Origin of the sequence: Gemmiger formicilis (assembly GCF_018784445.1) — a bacterium.
Lineage (GTDB): Bacteria > Bacillota > Clostridia > Oscillospirales > Ruminococcaceae > Gemmiger.
The window spans coordinates 41,622-62,416 of record NZ_WQOH01000036.1 but is presented as its reverse complement, the minus strand read 5'-3'; the positions used below and the strand labels follow the sequence as shown (position 1 = coordinate 62,416).

General features: G+C 58.5%; 19 protein-coding genes and 3 tRNA genes. 14 read left to right on the top strand and 8 right to left on the bottom strand.

The features are described from left to right. Positions 1–63: 63 nt before the first annotated feature. From GPK89_RS11135 to GPK89_RS11120, 4 genes are all read right to left on the bottom strand, one after another. Positions 64–1,824, bottom strand: coding sequence for a zinc ribbon domain-containing protein (locus GPK89_RS11135; RefSeq protein ID WP_215693164.1), 1,761 nt, complete (start codon positions 1,822–1,824; stop codon positions 64–66). A gap of 218 nt (positions 1,825–2,042) precedes the next feature. Continuing rightward, positions 2,043–3,671, bottom strand: a complete 1,629-nt coding sequence (locus GPK89_RS11130) for a hypothetical protein (RefSeq protein WP_215693162.1) — start codon at positions 3,669–3,671, stop codon at positions 2,043–2,045. A 48-nt stretch (positions 3,672–3,719) separates the two neighbouring features. Further along, on the bottom strand, positions 3,720–4,448 hold the full coding sequence (locus GPK89_RS11125) for a hypothetical protein (protein ID WP_215693160.1): 729 nt from the start codon (positions 4,446–4,448) through the stop codon (positions 3,720–3,722). A gap of 17 nt (positions 4,449–4,465) precedes the next feature. After that, a complete protein-coding gene (locus GPK89_RS11120) occupies positions 4,466–4,672 on the bottom strand; it encodes a hypothetical protein (protein WP_215693158.1) in 207 nt (68 codons plus the stop codon). 332 nt (positions 4,673–5,004) lie between these two features. Between GPK89_RS11120 and GPK89_RS11115 the strand changes: the two genes are divergently transcribed. The 4 genes from GPK89_RS11115 (at position 5,005) to GPK89_RS11100 (ending at position 9,062) form a co-directional block, all read left to right on the top strand. Beyond that, complete coding sequence (locus GPK89_RS11115; protein WP_215693156.1) at positions 5,005–6,651, top strand: hypothetical protein; 1,647 nt, start codon at positions 5,005–5,007, stop codon at positions 6,649–6,651. Then, on the top strand, positions 6,648–7,634 hold the full coding sequence (locus tag GPK89_RS11110; protein ID WP_215693154.1) for a sensor histidine kinase: 987 nt from the start codon (positions 6,648–6,650) through the stop codon (positions 7,632–7,634). The genes GPK89_RS11115 and GPK89_RS11110 overlap by 4 nt, the downstream gene beginning before the upstream one ends. Continuing rightward, positions 7,612–8,241, top strand: coding sequence for a response regulator transcription factor (locus tag GPK89_RS11105; protein WP_215693152.1), 630 nt, complete (start codon positions 7,612–7,614; stop codon positions 8,239–8,241). Before GPK89_RS11110 ends, GPK89_RS11105 begins: the two co-directional genes overlap by 23 nt. 302 nt (positions 8,242–8,543) lie before the next feature. Further along, positions 8,544–9,062: a flavodoxin gene (locus tag GPK89_RS11100; RefSeq protein WP_215693150.1), complete on the top strand. Its 519-nt coding sequence runs from the start codon at positions 8,544–8,546 to the stop codon at positions 9,060–9,062. Between the two features lie 70 nt (positions 9,063–9,132). On the opposite strand, the gene GPK89_RS11095 is transcribed toward GPK89_RS11100, so the two are convergent. Then, on the bottom strand, positions 9,133–9,735 hold the full coding sequence (locus tag GPK89_RS11095) for an HD domain-containing protein (RefSeq protein WP_215693148.1): 603 nt from the start codon (positions 9,733–9,735) through the stop codon (positions 9,133–9,135). A 7-nt stretch (positions 9,736–9,742) separates the two neighbouring features. Next, positions 9,743–9,964: a YdbC family protein gene (locus GPK89_RS11090; protein WP_215693147.1), complete on the bottom strand. Its 222-nt coding sequence runs from the start codon at positions 9,962–9,964 to the stop codon at positions 9,743–9,745. A 200-nt stretch (positions 9,965–10,164) separates the two neighbouring features. Here GPK89_RS11090 and GPK89_RS11085 point away from each other — a divergent pair. The 3 genes from GPK89_RS11085 to GPK89_RS11075 all read left to right on the top strand — a co-directional run bounded on the left by GPK89_RS11085 (position 10,165) and on the right by GPK89_RS11075 (position 10,772). Beyond that, a tRNA-Asn gene (locus tag GPK89_RS11085) sits at positions 10,165–10,241 on the top strand. A 40-nt stretch (positions 10,242–10,281) separates the two neighbouring features. Further along, positions 10,282–10,357: transfer RNA gene (locus GPK89_RS11080), tRNA-Gly, on the top strand. A gap of 338 nt (positions 10,358–10,695) precedes the next feature. Continuing rightward, a tRNA-Asn gene (locus tag GPK89_RS11075) sits at positions 10,696–10,772 on the top strand. An 83-nt stretch (positions 10,773–10,855) separates the two neighbouring features. Here GPK89_RS11075 and GPK89_RS11070 read toward each other — a convergent pair. Then, positions 10,856–11,389: a TIGR00730 family Rossman fold protein gene (locus GPK89_RS11070; RefSeq protein ID WP_215693145.1), complete on the bottom strand. Its 534-nt coding sequence runs from the start codon at positions 11,387–11,389 to the stop codon at positions 10,856–10,858. Positions 11,390–11,399: 10 nt separating this feature from the next. After that, on the bottom strand, positions 11,400–11,933 hold the full coding sequence (locus tag GPK89_RS11065) for a prolyl-tRNA synthetase associated domain-containing protein (RefSeq protein ID WP_215693144.1): 534 nt from the start codon (positions 11,931–11,933) through the stop codon (positions 11,400–11,402). Positions 11,934–12,210: 277 nt separating this feature from the next. Here GPK89_RS11065 and sufC point away from each other — a divergent pair, with 277 nt between their 5' ends. The 7 genes from sufC (at position 12,211) to GPK89_RS11030 (ending at position 20,625) form a co-directional block, all read left to right on the top strand. Beyond that, positions 12,211–12,969, top strand: coding sequence for a Fe-S cluster assembly ATPase SufC (sufC, locus tag GPK89_RS11060; RefSeq protein ID WP_215693143.1), 759 nt, complete (start codon positions 12,211–12,213; stop codon positions 12,967–12,969). Next, on the top strand, positions 12,966–14,384 hold the full coding sequence (gene sufB, locus GPK89_RS11055; protein ID WP_215693142.1) for a Fe-S cluster assembly protein SufB: 1,419 nt from the start codon (positions 12,966–12,968) through the stop codon (positions 14,382–14,384). Before sufC ends, sufB begins: the two co-directional genes overlap by 4 nt. A 181-nt stretch (positions 14,385–14,565) precedes the next feature. Beyond that, positions 14,566–15,648: a SufB/SufD family protein gene (locus GPK89_RS11050; RefSeq protein ID WP_215693141.1), complete on the top strand. Its 1,083-nt coding sequence runs from the start codon at positions 14,566–14,568 to the stop codon at positions 15,646–15,648. Further along, positions 15,632–16,843, top strand: coding sequence for an aminotransferase class V-fold PLP-dependent enzyme (locus GPK89_RS11045; protein ID WP_215693140.1), 1,212 nt, complete (start codon positions 15,632–15,634; stop codon positions 16,841–16,843). The genes GPK89_RS11050 and GPK89_RS11045 overlap by 17 nt, the downstream gene beginning before the upstream one ends. Next, positions 16,840–17,301, top strand: a complete 462-nt coding sequence (gene sufU / locus GPK89_RS11040; protein WP_215693138.1) for a Fe-S cluster assembly sulfur transfer protein SufU — start codon at positions 16,840–16,842, stop codon at positions 17,299–17,301. Before GPK89_RS11045 ends, sufU begins: the two co-directional genes overlap by 4 nt. A gap of 185 nt (positions 17,302–17,486) precedes the next feature. After that, positions 17,487–19,337 carry an asparagine synthase (glutamine-hydrolyzing) gene (gene asnB, locus GPK89_RS11035; protein WP_215693136.1) on the top strand — a complete coding sequence of 617 codons (1,851 nt, stop codon included), beginning with the start codon at positions 17,487–17,489 and terminating at the stop codon, positions 19,335–19,337. 61 nt (positions 19,338–19,398) lie between these two features. Next, entirely contained in the window at positions 19,399–20,625 is a 1,227-nt protein-coding gene (locus tag GPK89_RS11030) for an ATP-grasp domain-containing protein (protein WP_215693133.1), read from the top strand. The last annotated feature ends 170 nt before the right edge of the window (positions 20,626–20,795 follow it).

Below are 20,795 nucleotides of genomic sequence, written 5' to 3'. Positions count from 1 at the left end.
AATGATCCTCCTATGTCAGGGGCGGGCAGGGCCCGCCCCATTTTGTACAGATAAATCAAGTCGTTATTTGTTGGCCAAGGCGGCCTTGTACTCCTCATAGCGGGGCGGCAGCTCTTCGAGCTCCTCGTTCCACTCGGTGCCGTCCAGCCTCATGTAGAAGCTGACCGCACAGGCCGTACCGTCCTCGCCCTCGTAGTCATACATGAACAGCGAGATGCTGTCGTCATACGGGTACAGGTTGAACTTATACGCATCGCTCTCGGTTATGTTCTGGTCAAGCACCCAGTCGTAGCCGTCCAGGATAGGCTCGATATGGTCATCATAGACATTGACCCACATCGTGATGACCGGGTCATCGGGCATACCGTCACGGTAAACCTCAAAGTAGTGGCTGCCGTCCTCGCTCTCACCGATGTAGCCCCAGCAATCGTAGGTGTCGGTGTCAAAGTAGTCGCGGTTCGGTACATTCTTGTAGTTTTCCATCCGGAACCAGCCGTACCAGTTGGTGTTGCCCAAATCAGCGTAGGTGTTGCCGTCGTCGTAGGTGTAGGGCGGGTCAGGCTCATCCGGGCCGTCGGTGCTGTCGATCAAGCCGTCGCCGTCATATTCGTCATCGCCGCCGTCCAGCAAATCGGGGTCAACTTCAGGCTTGGTGTCGCTGCGCTTAAAGACCATGGTCATACCGTCATACTCAATGGTCAGCAGGTCACCCTCGCGGGTGTAGGTCATGGCCGGGGTATCGGGGTCGGTCAGCGCGTAGAAGTTGCCGTCCTTCCATTGGAAGGTGACAAAATCCTCCATGTAGGTTTCGCCGGTGCCGTCCGCACGCAGCTCAATGTAGAAGTCCTCCATATCGACGAGGGCAAGCTCCTCCTTGGAGAGGGTGTACTCGCTGTCGGAGGCGGATTCCAGCACATAGATGCCCACATCGATATCGCTGCCTGCGGTGGTGCCCTGGGTCATGTTGTCACCGTCCAGAGGCTGCTGCATGGTGCTGCCGGACTTGACGAAGTAGAGCGTCACGCCCTGTCCCTGTACATCGTTCAGGGTCAGAATTTCGTCTTGCAGGGTGCCGGTGCAGCTCAGGCCGCCGCAATCCAGCTGGAAGGCCCCGCCGTTCAGCGTCCACTTGCCATAGGACTTGGTGCCGTCCACCGTTACAACGCACTTGCCCTTGTCATTTAGGTCCATCAGGAACCCGCTGCCGAAAGCATCCTCGACCTGCGTCACGGAGCCACCAACCTCGGCGTAGGCTGCTTCCCAGGTGCCCTGATTCGGGTCACTGGCGTTCGGCTTGCCGGTGCGGATGGAGCCGCTGATCATTGTTACGATGATCATAAGCAGGAATACCACCGGGATGGCGATCAGGATTATCCGCTTGGGGGACATTGGTGCGCGGGGGCGCTTGGGCTTGCCGCCGGGGGCCACATTGCCGTAAGGGTTACCGCCCGTGCCGCCGGGTGGCGGCGGCGTGACAGCATGGGGAGCATCCGGGGGTGTGTTTCTGGCGTAAAGCGGTGCGCCTGCGCCGGTCTGCGGCGGTGTGCCGGGCGCATTGCCTGCGTAAGGATTCGCTGCGTTCGTCTGGGGCTGCGGGGCGGCAGGTGCGCCGCCTGCATAGGGATTGCCGCCGCTTGCCTGCGGCTGCGGGGGCGTCTGTACAGGCTGCGGGGGTTGCGGCACAGCCTGGGTAGGCTGAACCGGGGGCTGGGGCACAGCTGCGGGCTGTGCGGCGGGCTGCGGTACGGATACTTTTGCACCGCAATTCTCGCAGAATTTAGTACCGGGCTTTAACTCGGCACCACATTGCGTACATGTTGCCATAGTGTCTGCCTCCTTTTATAAAGTAATATTTTAGCGCAATACCGCATAATTCTAAGTGCCGATACGGCGAGCGAGGTGCGGCAGCTGCTAAGCCAAAAGCGCAGATAATACTGGATGTCTTATCAAGCATTTTGGCAACGCAGATGCCGTACCGCAGCCGCCGAAGCGGTGCTTAAGCCGCTAGGCGGGAATTGTGCGATGTTGCCTTAGAACCTTGCTTATTCCTGTGTCATTTCAAACCATACAGATTCCTGCTGCGGCAGGTTCAGAAGTGATTCCCCACCGATGTGCATTACATTGACGCCGCCGTAATCAGCGGGCATCATAGCCAGCGTTTCGCGCTGTGTACGCCCTGAATCCATACGGAACAGCGAAACGGAGCAGATCCAGCCGCGGTCATCCATACCAAGGTAGGAGATGCTGCTGTCCCATGTGGCCGGAATCCTCTGGCCGTTGGTGTATGCGCCGGTATAGAAGTTCGGCTGATCCTCGCAGATTTCAAACCAGGTGCCGGTCTCCTCACTCACAAAGGAGCCGACCATGCTCGGGATGCTCAGCGGGGCAGTGTTCCAGACAGCCTCCATCAGGTTGAATTTTTCGTTATCGCGGGAAACGCCGTACACGGTCGTGTACTCGGCTCCGTACTCCGCATCGTAGGCCGTGCCGGTCTCAAACCGGACAATTCCGTTGATGCCGAAGAGCGGACCGCCGTTGACCATGGTGCCGCACTGTGCGCCGCTGATGACATCAATGTATTCGACATTGCCGTTCTCGGTCAGAAGGAAAACATAGGGGGCGTAGTCCTGCCCGATGCTGGTCATCAGCATCTTTATATAGTCGCCGTAGCAGCCGCTGACCGCAAACTCGGTCTTGTCGCCCAACTCGTACCATTCCTTCATGGTCTGATAGGTCATAGCGCCGTCAGGGGTAACATAGTCGGTCAGGGCGCGTACCGTAACCTCTCCTGCGGCAGTCACATCGCAGGTAAACCATTCATCCTGCCCGTGCAGGATCTGGCCGCTGGCCTGCCGCTTGTCGGGGTAAACATCTATGTCCGTCCACATCATGCCAGCCCCGGCAAGGGTGTACATCGGCACGGTGACGATAAGACCGCCTGTGTAGTAGGGGTAGACGGCAAAGTAGGTAAATACATCGCTCAGCCCGTTCAGGCTCTGTGTGCGCATCTTGCAAAGCTCGGATGCGTAGGTGGGGTCGTCGCTGCCGTAGTAGGTATCGAAATGCTGGGCCACGGCGCGCTGCAGTGCTTTTAAGGTCAGGTCGTTGTCGGTGTAGCCAAGGTACTCGAGCATTTCGATGTTGGAAAGTTCCTTGCCGGTTTCAAAGTTATAGTGGTAGGTGCCTACATCGCGGTTGTACATTGTGTCAACGCTTGTGATCTGCAGGCTCAATACCGGGCCGGTCCAGGTGCTTATCCAGATGATGTAGCTTGTGTCGATAAAATCATTGCGGGAGCGGGCGTCCTCGGCGCGCTCTACCAGATAGCCGAAGCGGTAGCCGATCATCTCGTTGATGTTCTTTGCGCCCTCGGTGTCATCATCGATCTGCGGGACCTCGTAAAAGTAGGTGTCCTTGTTTCCGTTTGGGTCGGTGTAGCTGAATTCCACATCATACAGCGTAGCGATGCGGGAATCATCAAACCTGCGGGATGGCTGCGGCTTTTGCGGGGTCTCCTCCGTAGCTTCCACATTTTCAGCGGAGGTCTCGCTCACAGCACTTGCGGCCGGTTCGGTCGATTCGGTCGGCTCGGGCCGCTTGCTGTCCTGTGCGCAGCCTGCCGCCGACAGCAGCATCGCCGCCGCCAATAGTACGGCACAGCGTCTTTTCATGGTTGGTTCACCCGCCTTTCGGTTGAGAGTGCAGTAACCTGCCTGTGCTTAGCCAAAGGTGATGCTGTTCAGCACGGTGTCGCCCTCGGTGCCGGGGTCAATGTCCACACCGGAGATCTTGATGGCCAGCCAGCCGCCGGTGGGCATCTCGCCGTAGTATTCCGTCCACCACATACCTACGTTTTTGTAGGTGCGTCCGGCCATCTCCACGCCGCCGATGGTGCGCGGGGTAAGCTCCTCCACGTTTTCAAAGTTGTCGTAATAGTAGTTGATCTTGTCCAGACCGCTTTTCAGTTCAAAGGTTATGCGCGGGTCACCGGAGAAGATATGGCTGGGGTCATCGGTCGGGAACAGCTTGAGATCCCCGAAACTGGTCGAGGCGGACTTGTACCAGCCCTGGTCGGGGCAGGTCACGTTGAGCACCAGCGTAAAGTCCGTGCCGAATGCCTCCAGGGTCTGGGTGTTCAGGCCAGCGGCCGATGGATAATCGGGATTGTCCGCGGGAGCGGAAGCAGGGGCCGGTTCGGCGGTGGCTTCCGGCTCCGGCTCTGCAGCAGGCTCCGATGCAGGTTCGGATGCAGGCTCGGATGCCGCGTCGGTCTTGGGTTCTGCCGGGGTCTCCGTCTGGGGTTCAACGGCGGGTTCGGCGGCCTGCGCTTTCAGGTCGGATAAGCCGGAATTGACCTCTTGGGTTACATCTCCCTTGGAGCAACCGGCCAAAGCCATAAGCATCATGGCTGCCAATGCGGCAGCGAGCGTTCGTTGTACTTTTTTCATAGCTGTCCTCCTTTTGGTCATAAAGTGTCCATCATAGCACTCAGATAGGCAGGCGAGACGGAAGCGTAGACGAAATCATCGACAATGTGATCCTTTTTTGCCAGGCACACGGCGGTGGCCAGTTCGGGATATTCGGCCTCATCCACAAGCAGTACCGTTTTGCAGTGCGGGCATACATCCCGCAGGTCGTTTGCCAGCAGCAGTCTGTCCTGCAGGAACGGCATAGCTTTACAATATCCTTTGTCTTAGGGCCAGCGTTTTGCACCTGGAAGTCCGGCCTGCCCTGTTTCAGTGCCATTGTCAATGCGCTCGTCATCACAGAGTATTGCGCGTCCAAAACGATCCTCCGCACGGCGCAGCCCTCCTTCCCTGCAAAGAATACGATTTGTCACCTTCATCATACAAGAATCGGACGATTTTTGCCCCCACCATTTGGATAGTTTTTTGATCTTTTCTCCGCTTTTTTTCAGCACTATTGCAAAAAAGTGCAGATTGCGTCATAATGATATTGGAAAGAAACTGACGGGTGATCTCCCCTTTGGAAAGGACAGGCGCTATGACAAAGGTACGGCTTGGGAATCTGTGTTTAGCCGCTGCGGTTGCAGGGGTGATTCTCTGCGCTGTCCTGATGCGGGCATTTTATATGCCGTATTCCGGCTTTTGGCGCACGGTGCTGTATAATATTCTGATCTTTTCCTGGGCGGTATCGGTCTGGTGGCGTATCCTGCATGCACAGACCCGCCGCTGCCTGCTGGGCGCTGCCGCCCTGATGCTGTTTTGGCTGGATATCCGCCTGATCCGCTATGACTTTGCCCAGACACCGGAGATGCTGCGGCGATTGTGGTATGCGTACTATATCCCGATGCTGCTGATTCCGACCCTTGCACTTTATACGCTTTTCTTTTTGGATCGGGGGCAGTCCGCCCCGCTGTACAAGTACCGGTACATGATTTTTGTATTCCCGGTGGTGCTGTTCAGCCTCGTGCTGACAAACGACTGCCATCAGCTTGCGTTTGCGTTCCCACCCGGGCAGGAGGTACTGGGCAGCCCCGATTACACCTATCGGTTCGTATATTACCTCTGTCTTCTGTGGATATTTTCCTGTGCCGTGTTCACGGTGGTGTACCTTGTACGGCGCTGCCGTATTCCGCATACAAAGCGCATCCTCTGGCTGCCGCTTGTGCCGATTTTTTTTGCCACGCTCTATGCTTTACTGTACAAGCATATTTTGAATGTGCCGTGGATGCACGCTATCGCCGGTGATATGACCGTGGTGCAATGCCTTACCTTTACAGCGACCTTTGAGGCGTGCATCCGGTGCGGGCTTATCCAATCCAACATGGGATATGCCACGCTGTTTGAGGTATCCATGGCCAAGGGTCTGATCACGGACCGGGCGTTTGTGCCTGTGCAATGCTCCATGCAGGCAGCGCCGCTCCGCGAGGAGCAGCTGCGTCAGGCGCTCACCGGCAGTGTCCAGTTGGACGCCACGACCCAGCTTCACGGCCACCCGATCCGGAAAGGGTATGTTTTCTGGCAGGAGGACATCACCGAATTGGTGGCACTGCTGGAGCAGCTGCGCCTCACGCAGGAGGAATTGCATGACATCGGGGACATCATACAGGCGGAAACAGCCCAGAAGGCACAATGGCTGAAGCTGAGCGAGCAGAACCGGCTGTATGACAAAATCGAGACCGTCACAGCCCGCCAGCTGGCACGGATACAGGAATACCTGATTGCACTCAAAGCCACAGACGATGTCGATGCCGCCCGCCGGCTGCTGAAGCACATCGTCATTTTGGGGACCTATATCAAGCGGCGCAGCAACCTTGTTTTTGTCTGCGACAAGGCGGAGGACATCGACACCACGGAGCTGCGGCTGAGCCTGTTTGAATCGGCCGAGAGCCTGCGCCTGAGTGACATACGCTGCGCCGTGCAGATTGCCGACACAGCAAAGATTTCCCCCGCGTCCGCCGTGGCGATCTATGACGCCTTTGAAGCCATCATAGAAGCGACTCTGCCGGGATTGCAGGAGATCCTTTTCTGCGCCGAGCATACGGCGCAGGGCTGGGGGCTGCGCTGCAGCGTTCAATGCACCGATGCGCCCGCTGCGCTGCCCGGCCTGCCGCAGATGCAACTTGAACGGGATGATGACGGGCTTTTGTATTTCACAATGTTTCCGGCAGAAGGAGGCAGCCTATGATTTCCCGAATCTCCCGCAATGCTGTCAAGGAAGGCTTTGACACGCTGCCGGCGGCCATCTGCTACTTTGACCGCAACGGTCTGCTTCGCCTGATCAATCACAGGATGCAGGAAATCTCCGCAGTCCTCTGCGGCCGGGATCTGCAGACCCTTACGGACCTGGAGCAGGCGCTGCACAGTCCCGGCGGCGGTGTGCGGCTGCGAGATGAGGCCGCCCGCATCTACGCATTCCCGGACGGAACGGTATATCATTTCACGGTGCGCCCTGTTCAGGACAAATACGGCATACCGTACACCGAGGTGATGGCCACCGATGTCACCCAGCTGGCTGCATTGCATGCTGCACTGCAGCAGGAAAACGAGCGCCTTGCCGATGCGAACCGCCGCGCAAAGCGCTTATATGACAATATGCCCGACATTGTGCGGGAGGAAGAAATCCTGAAGATGAAGATGCGAGTGCATGACGACATCGGCCATACCCTGCTTGCCGCACGGCGCGCACTGCGGCATGAACATGATCTTGCCCGGATCAAGAGCGAAGCTGCAAAGTGGGAAAGTTCCATTTCCCTGCTATGCCGCACCCGGCAGGAGAATGCTGCTGAGGACCCGCTGAGCTATATGCAAAGGCGGGCGGCTGTTCTGGGCGCAGCCGTACAGCTGCGCGGTGCATACCCTCCGGCACGCGCCACCCGCGAGCTCTACGCACTGATCCTGCGGGAGTGTACCTCCAACGCTGTGCGGCATGCGGGCGCCACGGAATTGTACGCCGACTCCGAGCATCGGCCGCAGGAATGGCACCTTTGCATCACGAACAACGGCGCACCGCCCAAGGCGAAGATAAAGGAAGGCGGCGGGCTTTCCTCACTCCGCCGCCGTATTGAAAAAGCAGAGGGTACAGTAACCGTACACTCCCTGCCTGTGTTTGTTCTGGAAGTCACCCTGCCCGATAAGGAGAGCACTTATGATACGCGTTATGATCGTTGAGGACCAAAAGCTGGTCCGGAGCCTGCTTGAAAGCTATATTCAGAACGAGGACGGGTATCAGCTTGCTGTGTCTATCCCCGGCGCTGCAGAGGCTCCGATCCTGTGCGATACCGAGGACATCGACCTTGTGCTGATGGATGTGCAGACCGAACACCGCGAAAACGGTCTGGCCGCCGCCAAAAAGATACGAAAAGCGCACCCGGAAATCAAGATCGTGGTGGCGACCTCGCTTATTGACACACAGGTTTTAGCCCGCGCCAAGGCCGTGGGCGCGGACAGCCTGTGGTATAAGGACGGCGATGAAGGGACCCTGATGCAGGTCGTGCGCCGCACGATGGCGGGGGAGCATATCTTCCCCGATGCACCGCCCAGCGTGGAGATCGGCACCGCCATGAGCGCAGAGTTCACCAAAGGCGAGATGAAGGTCTTGCGCTGTCTTGTGCGCGGGCTGTCCTATAACGAGATTGCAAAAGAACTCGGCATCGAGCCATCCACCGTGAAGTACCACGTCATCAATATGCTGCAAAAGACAAACTTAGAGAATAAGCTCCAACTTGCCATCGCCGCCACCGAAGCCAAATTGGTGGTGGAGTTGGCAGAGGAGTAATTTATATTCCGGTTATCCCTTTTACTCAGGTAGAAATGGCAACCAGCAGCGAAACCAGGCGTTCAAACAAATTCATGTTTCTACGGTTACCACTTTACCTTGTCACCCGCGCCGTAACGCTCGGCCTGGCCGCCCACAAGAAAAACCGTTCCTGATACCGCATAAAAACAGCGCCGCGCAGGCTTTTTCGGGCCTGCGCGGCGTTTTGTCTGCCGGGGCGTAAAATTTTGCATTTACCCCTTGCACTTAAAGTTGCCTTTCATGGTATACTGTCGTATAGAATTCAACGGAGGTGCTGTTTTATGTCTAAAATTCTGGTTGCTTATTTCTCCCGCGCGGGCGAAAACTACTTTGGCGGCGCAATCAAAAGCGTGGCCGTCGGCAATACCGAGATCTGCGCCGACCTTATCAAGCAGGCTTTCCCCGACGCCGACCTGTTCAAAATTGAAATGGCAGCGCCTTACGCGGACAACTACCGCAAATGCGTCAGCCAGGTCACCGCAGACATGATGCTGCACAAGCGCCCGGCGCTGACCGCCCTGCCCGAGAGCATTGCGGCCTACGACGCCATTGTGCTGGGCTACCCCAACTACTGCGGCACCATCCCCATGGCGGTGGCGACCTTTTTGGAGGCGTTCGACTTTACCGGCAAAAAGCTGCTGCCCTACTGCACCAACGAGGGCAGCGGCATGGGCCGCAGCGAGAAAGACCTGCGCAAGCTCTGCCCCACAGCAGTAATTGCCCCGGGCCTTGCCATCACCGGCAGCGCGGCGGCGCAGTCCCAAGCCGCGCTGGTCGGGTGGATGCAGGAAAATTTGTAACCTCCCTGCGGGGCGTCGGGGGACGCCGCAAAAAAACCAGGGCACAGACTGCATCGTCTGTGCCCTGGTTTTATTTGTTTTTCGGGTGACCGTTTTCTACTTCGCTGGTGCCCTGCTCCATCAGGTAGGTGGCGGTCAGGTCCGCAATGTGCAGCTTGACCGCCAGCGGGTAGGTGTTGTAGGCTTCGCTGACAGCAAAGCAGCCGCCGCGCGCGGCATCGTCAAAGCCGCCCATGTGCCAGCGGATGGCAATAGCCTCGGCGGTTTTTAGCCGCATAAAATGCTCGATGAGGTAGACACTCTTCTCGCCGTGGCCGTAGGGCAGCTGATCCGCCACCTGGTAAAACGGGACCTTCTCCCACTGGCCGGTGGCGTCGTTTTTGACATTGCGGGTGCTGACCTTATAGAAGTTTGCCTTGCACAGGTCGTGCAGCAGGCCGCAGATGGCGTAGCTCTCGGCGTTCTCGCCCTCGGTGTAGAAGTGCTGCATCATTGCGTTGTACACGTTGATGCTGTGCATGACCAGGCCGCACTTGCACGCGCCGTGGAACCGGGTGGAGGCAGGCGCGGTGAAAAAGTCGGTGGTTTCCAGCCAGTTCAGCAGCCGGTCCGCACCGGGGCGGGTGATGTTTTTGTTGTAGATCTCCACAAATTCAGCGTGGTAGTCCTGCATACGAACCTCACAGTTCCATGTCGTCCAGAATGCCCTTCAGCGTTTTCAGCTCATCCTCGGTCAGGCTGATTCCCTTTGCCATGCGGCTGCCGTCCGGGGACCAGTCGCGGATATCGTACTTCGGCGGGTTGCCGTTCCAGCTGACCATATTCAGCTGACGCTCCCAGCCGCGGGCGTTGGTGGAAAGAACGGCGATGCGTTCGGTAACTTCATAGGTAAATTCTGCCATGATACAGACTCCTTTTATAAATGATGTTGCAAGCTCCATCATAGACGATTCTGCCCAAAAATGCAAGTGTAAAATCTGCCTGCCCCGCCGGGTCCGCTGCGCAAAAAGTTTTTTGCAAAAAAATTGGCAAAACCTGTTGACAAACGCCCCGTAGATGGCTATAATAATTAGCGTCGCCTGACGGCGGCGCAAAGCGTTATTGCCCCATAGCTCAGTTGGTTAGAGCACCTGACTGTTAATCAGGGTGTCGTCCGTTCAAGTCGGACTGGGGCAGCCAACAAAAAAATCACCGAACAAATTTTCGGTGATTTTTTTATGCGGCCGTAGCTCATCTGGTAGAGCGCCACCTTGCCAAGGTGGAGGTAGCGAGTTCGAGCCTCGTCGGCCGCTCCAAACAGAACCGGTTGAAACGAAAGTTTCAGCCGGTTTTTTGCTTTTCTTCATAAAAACGCTAAAGCATTGCATTTTCTACCCTGGTGGTGCGGTATAATCAGGAGAACTGCTATGCGTACCATCCTTCCCATCAACGACGGTTGCCCCTCGCCTTTCCCAAGGGTGAGCGCCCGGCTTACTAAAATCAAAAAGTAAGCTCCTTTGCGGGCCGGTGCAGGCATTGGCCCCCTATAACGGCTCGCGAGATCCTACGATATTTTTCAACTTTTTCGGTTTTGCTATTGACAATGGCTTTTGATACCGCTATAATAATAAAGTCGTCTGACAAAGCTGAATATTGCCCCATAGCTCAGTTGGTTAGAGCACCTGACTGTTAATCAGGGTGTCGTCCGTTCAAGTCGGACTGGGGCAGCCATTGACCTTGAAGCGTATGCTTCAAGGTTTTTGTTTTATGTGCAGCGAAACGCCGGGGCGGATATTCCCATCCGCCCCGGCTGTTTATGCCTGTAAAATTGTCTTGATTTCCGCTAAATTATCCGCAAAGCTGATTCCCTGCTGGCGTTCGGGGCTGGAAAGCCCCATGGCAATCATGTGATCCAGCAGCGCTTTCAGACTGTCATAGTAGCCGTTCAGGTTGTAGAGGATGCAGGGTGCGTCCAGCTGCTTGAGGGAAACTTTTGACATGATCTCGGCGATTTCTTCCAGCGTGCCGGTGCCGCCGGGGAAAGCAATGAACGCATCGCCCAGCTCGATCATCTTTGCCTTGCGTTCGGTCATATCTTTTGTGACGAACAACTCGGTCAGATCATCGTACAAAAGGCCCTGATCTACAAAAAACTGCGGTTCCACGCCGGTGGCTTTGCCGCCTGCGTCCAATACGCTTTTGGCCAGTTCGCCCATCAGGCCGCAGGCAGAGCCGCCGTAGATAAGTGCGTTGCCGCTCTCGCCGATCCAGCGGCCCAGTTCCCGCACGGCCTGGGCCAGGCGCGGGTCATTTCCCTCGTTCGCACCGAGGTATACCGTAATATTCATCATCGTCTCCTTACAGCTTTACCTTTATAAAGTCATGCTCCATGGCAGGCAGCACCTTTTCCACCAAATCTTTCGTGCGCAGCCGCAGGCTGGATGTGTTGATGCAGGGGTGGCAGCCCACATACTCGCTGTTCAGCACGTCCTCGTCGATGAGCAGCTGGACACGGTGGTCGGTATCGTTGGCAAGGCCCAGCACGCTGACCGAACCCGGCGTGATATTCAAAAACTTTTCCATATACTCCGCCTTGGCAAAGGACAGCCGGGCCGAGCCGATCTGCGCGGACAAGTCCTTGGTGTGGAACACCTTGGTATCCGGGATCATCAGCAGGTAAAATTTTGTCTCCTGCCGGTTGCACAAAAACAGGTTCTTGCAGATGACCGCGTGCAGCGTTTGGTCAATTTCCTGGCAGACCTCCATCGTCATGGCGGGCGCATGGTCGACGCGCTCATACTCGACGCCCAGACGATCCAGCAGGTCATAGGTGCGTATCTCTTTTCCCAGTCGGCCCGCCGTATCCGCCGGTCGGCCCTTTTGCAGTTCCATAACAGTACCCCCTTTACACCGCCCATTATAGCAGGTTTGATACAGAATGGAAAGAGGGGCAGCCGCCGTCAGACTGAGGGCCGAGTATGCCCGGCCCCTACAAATGCGGTGGATTTTGCCCGAAAATTGGCCGATTTGGGTGTTCTGTGTCAATTTCTTGCGCTGCCCTCTTGCAATCCCTATAAAAATAGTATAGTATAGTTCGGTAGAGCAAAACTATCTGGGCAGGGCCGCTGTGCCCTGACGCCCGGTTATACCACTTGGAGGTGTTTTTTCCATGAGCAGCCCGCTGCTGGAAGTCAAAGATTTACAGGTCATCGTCGGTGAGGAAAACAAAGTCCTTCTCGACGGTTTGAACCTTACGGTGAACGCCGGCGAGACCCATGTCCTGATGGGTCACAACGGTGCCGGCAAGTCCACCCTGATGAGCGCCCTGATGGGCGACCCCCGCTATACTGTCACCCGCGGCCAGATCATCTTCCGCGGCCAGGATATCACTCACGAGACCGCCGATGTGCGCGCCCGCGCCGGTATGTTCCTGTCCTTCCAGACGCCGGAGGAGATCCCCGGCATCACGCTGGAGAGCTTCCTGCGCACCGCCGCCGGTGCTGTGACCGGCAAGCCTGTTAAGGTCATGAAGTTCCGCCACGAGATGGCCGCCCAGATGGAGGCCCTGAACATGGATCCGTCCTACGCCGACCGTTACCTGAACGTCGGCTTCTCCGGCGGTGAGAAGAAGAAGGCCGAGATCTTGCAGCTGCTCATGCTCAAGCCCGCTCTGGCCCTGCTGGACGAGACGGACTCCGGCCTGGATGTGGACGCGGTCAAGACCGTGGCAAGCGGCATCAAGGCGTACCACAACGCTGACAACGCCCTCATCATCATCACCCACAACGCCAAGATTTTGGAAGGCTTGCAGGTCGATTACGTCCATGTGCTGGACGACGCCCGCATCGTGCGCACCGGTGACGGCAGTCTGGTCAATGAGATCATTGAGGAAGGCTTTACCGCCCTGAAGGAGGACGAAGCGAAATGAGAGCCTTCGAGACTGAAAAGACCGAAGTTGCCGAAATCGACCGCAGTGTCTACGACATTAAGGACAAGGTCAACGCGGCGTTTGAGGTCAACTCCGGCCTGACGGCAGAGATCGTCGAGAAGATTTCCGAGGAAAAGCACGACCCCGAGTGGATGCGCGAGTTCCGCCTGAAAGCGCTGGAAACCTACAACAAAATGTCCATCCCCAACTGGGGTCCCTCCCTGGAAGGGCTGGACATGAGCAACATCGTCACCTACGTGCGTCCCAACACCGAGATGCGCGGCAAGTGGAGCGATGTGCCCGAGGATATCAAGAACACGTTTGAGCGCCTAGGCATCCCCCAGGCCGAGCGTTCGAGCCTTGCGGGCGTCGGTGCGCAGTACGACTCCGAGGTCGTCTATCACAACGTCAAGGAGGAAGTCGCCGCCCAGGGTGTTATTTACACCGACATGGAGAGTGCCCTGACTGGCCCCTACGCCGACATGGTGAAGGAGCACTTCATGAAGTGCGTGCCCCCCACTGACCACAAGTTTGCGGCGCTGCACGGCGCTGTGTGGAGCGGCGGTTCGTTTGTGTACGTTCCTGCGGGCGTACACGTGGATATCCCGCTGCAGTCCTACTTCCGCCTGAACGCCCCCGGTGCCGGCCAGTTTGAGCACACTCTTATCATCGTCGATAAGGGCGCCTACCTGCACTTTATCGAGGGCTGCTCTGCCCCGAAGTACAACGTGGCCAACCTGCACGCAGGCTGCGTCGAGATTTTCGTCGGCGAGGGTGCCCGCGTGCGCTACTCGACCATCGAGAACTGGTCGAAGAATATGTACAACCTGAACACCAAACGCGCCAAGGTCGAAAAGGGCGGCACCATCGAGTGGGTCTCCGGCTCCTTCGGCTCCCACACCGGCTGCCTGTACCCGATGAGCATTTTGCAGGGTGAGGGTGCCCGCATGGAGTTTACCGGCATCACCTTTGCGGGTGCCGGGCAGGACCTGGACACCGGTGCCAAGGTCGTACACGCCGCGCCCCACACCACGAGCCATATCTCCACCAAGAGTATCGCCCGCGACGGCGGCGTGTCGAACTTCCGTTCTTCCGTGGTCGTTCTGCCCAATGCCGCGGGGAGCAAGTCCAGCGTGAGCTGTGAATCCCTGATGCTGGACGACCGCAGCCGTTCCGACACGATCCCGGCCATGGATATCCGCTGCGACGCCGTGGATGTCGGCCACGAGGCCAAGATCGGCCGCATCAGCGAGGAGGCCATCTTCTACCTGATGAGCCGCGGCATGACCGAGGAGGACGCCCGCGCCCTGATCGTCGGCGGCTTTGCCGAGCCCATCGCCAAGGAGCTGCCGCTGGAATACGCGGTGGAGATGAACAACCTGATTCATCTGGAGATGAAGGGAAGCATTGGCTGATCGTGGAGCCTTCCCCTGAGGGGGGAAGGTGGCCGAGGCCCCGCCCGAGGCCGGATGAGGGGCAGCGTTCCCCGTGCAACCCGGTAACGGGCTGCTGCGGTAAGTCTGCCCCTCATCAGTCCGCTTCGCGGGCAGCTTCCCCCGAGGGGGAAGCCTTAGCATTGAGTTTAAGGTGATATATATGACTACAACCATGAACCGCCTGCCGGTTGCCACTTGGAACCCGTTGGGCGTGAATTATGCACCGGCGTCGGCGGCACTGCCCACTGTACCCGCTGACGGCTGGGCCAAGGCGGAGATCCTCTCCCCTGCCCTGCCTGCCGGTGTGACCGCCCGCGCCGAAGCCGATTTCGGCGATTTTGCCGCCAGCGGCATGGGCGCGGAGACCGACACCTGGCTGGCCGAGAATGCCAACCTGGTCAATCATCTGGCCGTTTCCGGCACAGCTGACGCCCCTATCGTGTTTGAAAACACGCTGGACGCCGCCCACCCCCACGCGCTGACCTACCTGACCATCGACGCCGCCGAGGGCAGCAGCCTGACCGTCGTGCAGGTCGTGCGCGGCGATGCCGAGAACGGTGTTTCCGCCAGCCTGACCCGCATCCGCGCTGCCGAAAACGCCCATGTAACTTTGGTGCAGGTGCAGCTGCTGGGCAACCGCGCCCGCCGCTGGAACGCTGTTGCCATTGAGCAGGGCAAATCTGCCCGCGTCGAGCAGGTGCGCATCGAGCTGGGCGGCTGTGTCGTCGCCTGCGGTGCCCGCACCCTGCTGAACCACAACAAGTGCGAGTACGACCTGGACGCCGTCTATTTCGGCCACGGGAACGATGTGCTCGACTTCAACGATGTCTCCGTCCACACTGGCAGGGACACCCTGTGCGAGATGCACACCGCCGGTGTGCTGACCGGCAGCGCCGATAAAATTCTGCGCGGCACGGTGGATTTTCAGCGTGGTGCCAAGCGCGGCGTCGGCCACGAGAGCGAGGACGTGCTGCTGTTCAGCCCCAACGCCCGCAACCGTACCGCGCCCCTCATCCTCTGCGGTGAGGAGGAAGTCGAAGGCCAGCACGCCGCGTCCGTGGGCCGCCTGGACGAGAGCAAGCTGTATTATCTGCGCTCCCGCGGGTTGAGCGAGGCGCAGGCCCGCCGCCTGATGGTGGACGCCCGCTTTGCCCCGGCCATCGACAAGATCCCGCTGGAATCTTTGCAGGACGAAGTACGTGAAAATGTTGCAGGGAGGCTGAACGATGAACTGGACGGCTGATTTCCCCATTCTGGCTGCCGACGAGAACGGCAAGCGCCTTGTCTATCTGGACAGCGCCGCCACCACCCAGCACCCCACCCAGGTTCTGAACGCGGTGGTCAACTATTATAATAAAGAGAACGCAAACCCCCACCGCGGCGTCTATGAGCTGGCCATGCGTGCCACCGACGCCCACGAGGGTGCCCGCCATACCGTGGCGCAGTTCTTTAATGCCGAGGACGACGAAATTGTGTTCACCCAGAACACGACGGAGAGCCTGAACCTTGTCGCGTACAGCTACGGCATGAATTTCCTGCACGAAGGCGACGAAATCGTCATTTCCGTGGCCGAGCATCACTCCAACATGGTACCTTGGCAGCGCGTGGCGAAGGCCACCGGCGCAAAGCTCGTTTATATGTATCCCGGCGAGAACGGCCGCCTGACGACCGAGGAGCTGGACAAGAAAATCACCAGCAAAACCAAGGTTGTCGCCGTGGCGATGGTCTCCAACGTCCTGGGCCTGCGCGCCCCCGTGGAGGAGATTGTCAAGCGTGCCCATGCCGTGGGTGCCGTCGTCGTGCTGGACTGCGCCCAGAGCGCCCCCCACACACCGGTGGATGTCAAAAAGCTGAACGTGGATTTTGCGGCCTGCTCTGCCCACAAGCTGTATGCGCCGATGGGCGTGGGTGCCCTGTACGCCCGCGCCGAGCTGCTGGAAAAGATGCCGCCGTTCCTGTCCGGCGGCGATATGATCGCCGCCGTGCATGAGAGCGGTGCCACCTGGGCCGACGGTCCCCGCAAGTTTGAGGCCGGCACCCGCAACGTCGGCGGTGAGGTCGGCTTTGCCGCCGCCATCGACTACATGAACGGCATCGGCTGGCAGGCCATGGAAGCCCACGAGCATATGCTGCTGGACCGTATGCTGGCCGGTATGCGTGCCATGCCGTGGCTGACCGTCTACGGCGAGCCGGTGGCCGAGGGCCGTTACGGCGTCGTCAGCTTCAACGTCAACGAGGTACACCCCCACGACGTGGCGACGATTCTGGATGCGGGCGGCGTGGCCGTGCGCGCCGGGCATCACTGCGCCCAGCCCTTGATGGAATTCCTGGGCATCGGCAGCTGCTGCCGCGCCAGCGTGGCGATCTACAACACGCCCGAGGACGTGGACGCCCTGCTGGAAAATCTTGAAAATGTCAGAAAGGTGATGGGCCTGTGAACCTGAACGAACTGTATACCCAGATCATTACCGAGAACAGCCGCAGCAAGGAGAACCGCCACCCGGTCGAGGGGGCGACCCACAGCCTGGAGGGCGTGAACCCCAGCTGCGGCGACGATATCACGCTGCAGCTGCGCGTGAAAGACGGCAAAATTGAGGACGCCGGTTTCATTGGCTCCGGCTGCGCGATCTCCCAGGCGTCGGCTTCGCTGATGATTGACCTGGTCAAGGGCCGCACCGTCGAGGATGCGCACCGCCTCATCAGCCTGTATTTCCAGATGATCAAGGGCAAGATCACGCCGGAGGAGCTGGACGATTTGGAGGATGTTGCCGCTTTGCAGGGCATCGCCCACGTCCCCGCCCGTGTCAAGTGCGCCGTGCTGGCATGGCACACCCTGGAAGAAGCGCTGGACGGCGAAGGCAAGACCGATAAGGTTACGACCGAGGATAAAGAGTAATTGTAATGCAGGGGCTTTGCTACCTCGCCCCTGCCACTCACATAACCCTCGCAAGGGCGCAGCATTCTGCTGCGTCCTTTTTTCTTTACGACCACTTTTCTTTTTCTCTATTCTGTGGTACAATATACAAATATATAAGTTAAAATTTATCATTGTGCCTATATAGAGAGAAAGGGAAATTTACCATGTGTGGTTTTGTTGGCTTTACCGGTCTGCGTGAACAGCGCGAGGCCATCCTGCACAAAATGGCGGATCGCATCATCCACCGCGGTCCCGATATGGAAGGCTACCACATCAGCGGCGATGACCCGCGCACGGCCATTGCGCTGGGTTTCCGCCGCCTGAGCATCATTGACCTGGCCGCGGGCAAGCAGCCGATGTACAACGAGGACGGCACCGTTGTCTGCGTGTTCAACGGCGAAATTTACAACTTCATGGATCTGCGTACCGAATTACAGGCCAAGGGCCATATCTTCAAGACCCACTGCGACACCGAGGTCATCATCCACGGCTATGAGGAATACGGCACGGCACTGGCTGCCAAGCTGCGCGGTATGTTTGCCTTTGTCGTGTGGGATACGAAAGCCAACGAAATGTACGGTGCACGGGATATTTTCGGCATAAAGCCGTTCTATTACACCCAAACCGACGCGGGCGAACTGCTGTTTGGCAGCGAGATCAAGAGCCTGCTGGAGCACCCCGGTTTCCGCCGCGAGGTCAACGCCGAGGCACTGCGCCCCTACCTGACCTTCCAGTACAGCGCCATGAACGAGACGTTCTTCAAGGGCACCTACAAACTGCCCCCCGCCCACTGGTTCACTTACAAAGACGGCCGGATGCAGATTGAGCGCTACTGGGATGCGGATTTCCGCCACCCCACCACCCTTTCCTACGAGCAGTGCGCCGACCAGATCGACGCCCGCGTGCGGGAGAGCGTGGCCGCCCACCGCATCAGCGATGTCAAGGTCGGTTCGTTCCTGTCCGGCGGCGTCGATTCCAGCTATATCACGGCCTGCCTGATGCCCGACGAGACGTTTTCCGTCGGCTTTGCCAGCCCCGACGGCACGCATAAGTTTGACGAGACGACCGAGGCGGGCGAGCTTTCCCAAAAGCTCGGCATCAAGAACTACCGCGAAATGCTGACGAAGGAACAGTGCCTCGACGCTTTTGCGGACATCCAGTACCACATGGACGAGCCGCAGTCCAACCCGTCCAGCGTGCCGCTCTACTTCCTGTGCCAGCTGGCCCGTCAGCACGTCACGGTCGTGCTCTCCGGCGAGGGCGCGGACGAAATCTACGCAGGCTACGAGTGGTACGCCGACACGCCGCTGATGCAGAAGTACAAGCACGTGCCCGCACCGCTGCGCCATCTGGCCAGCGACGTGAGCCAGCACCTGCCCTACTTCAAGGGCCACGACTTCATCATCAAGGGCAGCGGACGCCCCGAGGATTGGTTCATCGGCCAGGCCCACGTCTTTGAGGAGAAGGACGCCTACGATATTCTGAAGCCGAAGTACCGCGTCGGCCCCACGGCCCGCGAGGTCGCCGCGCCGATCTACGACCGCGTGAAAGATTTGAGCGAGCTGGAAAAGAAGCAGTACCTCGACCTGAATCTCTGGCTGCCCGGCGATATTCTGCTGAAGGCCGACAAAATGAGTATGGCCCACAGCTTGGAACTGCGCGTGCCCTACCTCGACCGCGAGGTCCTGCGCGAGGCCGAGTGCTACCCCGACAGCTACAAGCTGCGCGGCGACACAAAGGCCGTGCTGCGCACCGCCGCCAACAAGACCCTGCCCGACGCCTGGGCCAACCGCACGAAAAAAGGCTTCCCGGTGCCCATTGCCAAGTGGCTCGAGGATCCGGAGTTTTCCGCCAAGGTGCGCAAGAGCTTTACCAGCGATGTGGCCGCAGAGTATTTCGACCAGGACAAACTGGTGGCGATGCTGGGCGACCCCAAGCACGAGCGCCGCAAAATCTGGACCGCCTACACGTTCTTAACGTGGCATGAGCAGTTCTTTGAGAAGTTTGACGCATGAATCTTATGAGCCTTCCCCCGAGGGGGAAGCCTATTTTAGAAAATTGGAGATGTACTTTCCCATGTCCGACATTATCCCTGTATTCCTTGGTGCAGACCTGAACTGCTATAACTTTGCCCGCGCCTTCCATGAGGCCTACGGCGTCGAGAGCTACGCCTACGGCCGCTACCCGATGGCCCCGACCAAGTATTCCAAGATCGTACACTTTACCACCGTGCCCGATATGGACAACGAGGACACGATGCTGCGCATTTTACACGATTTCGCCGCGCAGCATAAGGGCAAGCGGCTGTATCTGTTCGGCTGCACCGACGACTATGCCGCTATGATCATCCGCCGCAAGGCCGAGCTGACCGAGTATATCGCCCCCGGCCCCGCCGCTGACCTGTACGGCTCCATCCAGAAAAAGGCCGAATTTTATGAAGTCTGCGAGAAGTTCGGCATCCCCTACCCGGATTCCAAAATCCTGTCCGCGCCGGTGGACGCCGCTGAGCTGACCGAGGATAAGCTGGGCTTCGCCTACCCCATCATCGTCAAGCCGTCGTCCAGCGTTGACTACTGGAAGCACCCCTTTGACACGATGAAGAAGGTCTACACCGCCGCCACCCCCGCCGAGGCCGCCGAGATCGTGAAAACCATTTACGCCAGCGGCTACCCGGACCGGATGGTGCTGCAAAAGATGGTGCCGGGCGGCGATGACCATATGCGCGTGCTGACCGCATTCTCTGACGAGAACGGCAAGGTCCGCGCTATGTGCTTGGGCCACACGATGGTCGAGGAGCACACCCCCCACGGTCTGGGCAACCACGCCGCCATCGTCAGCGAGGACACGACCTCCCTGCCGCTGGTAGAGAACATCCGCAATATGCTGGAAGCCTGCCACTACACCGGTTTTTCCAACTTTGACATCAAGTACAGCGGCACCCCCGGCGACTACCGCGTGTTTGAGATCAACCTGCGTCAGGGCCGCAGCAACTACTATGTCACGGCCACCGGCATGAACATTGCCAAGCTGGTCGTGGAAAAGTGGAGTGACGGCGGCACCGACTGCGTGCTGAACAAGAACGAGGTGTTCTGGCACCATGTGCCCGCGCAGGTGGCTTTCACCTACACTGAGGACAAGGACCTTGTCGCCCGCGCCAAGGCGCTGAAAGCCCAGCACAAGGAGGCATGCAGCCTGCTGTACAAGCCGGATCTGCTATGGAACCCGGTCCGCTACGCCTGCGTGCTGGAACAGTTGAGAAGGCAGTTCAAGAAGTTTAAGAAGTATTACCCCGTACAGAAGTAAGGGAAAAGGCTTCTCCCTTTAGGGAGAAGCTGTCCGCGAAGCGGACTGATGAGGGGCACGTCTGCCGATGCACCCCGTAAGCGGGCGGCCACGATACCCCGCCCCTCATCCGGCCTCGCAGGCTCGGCCACCTTCAGTCTACGCGCCAAGAGCCGCCTACGGCGGTTGCG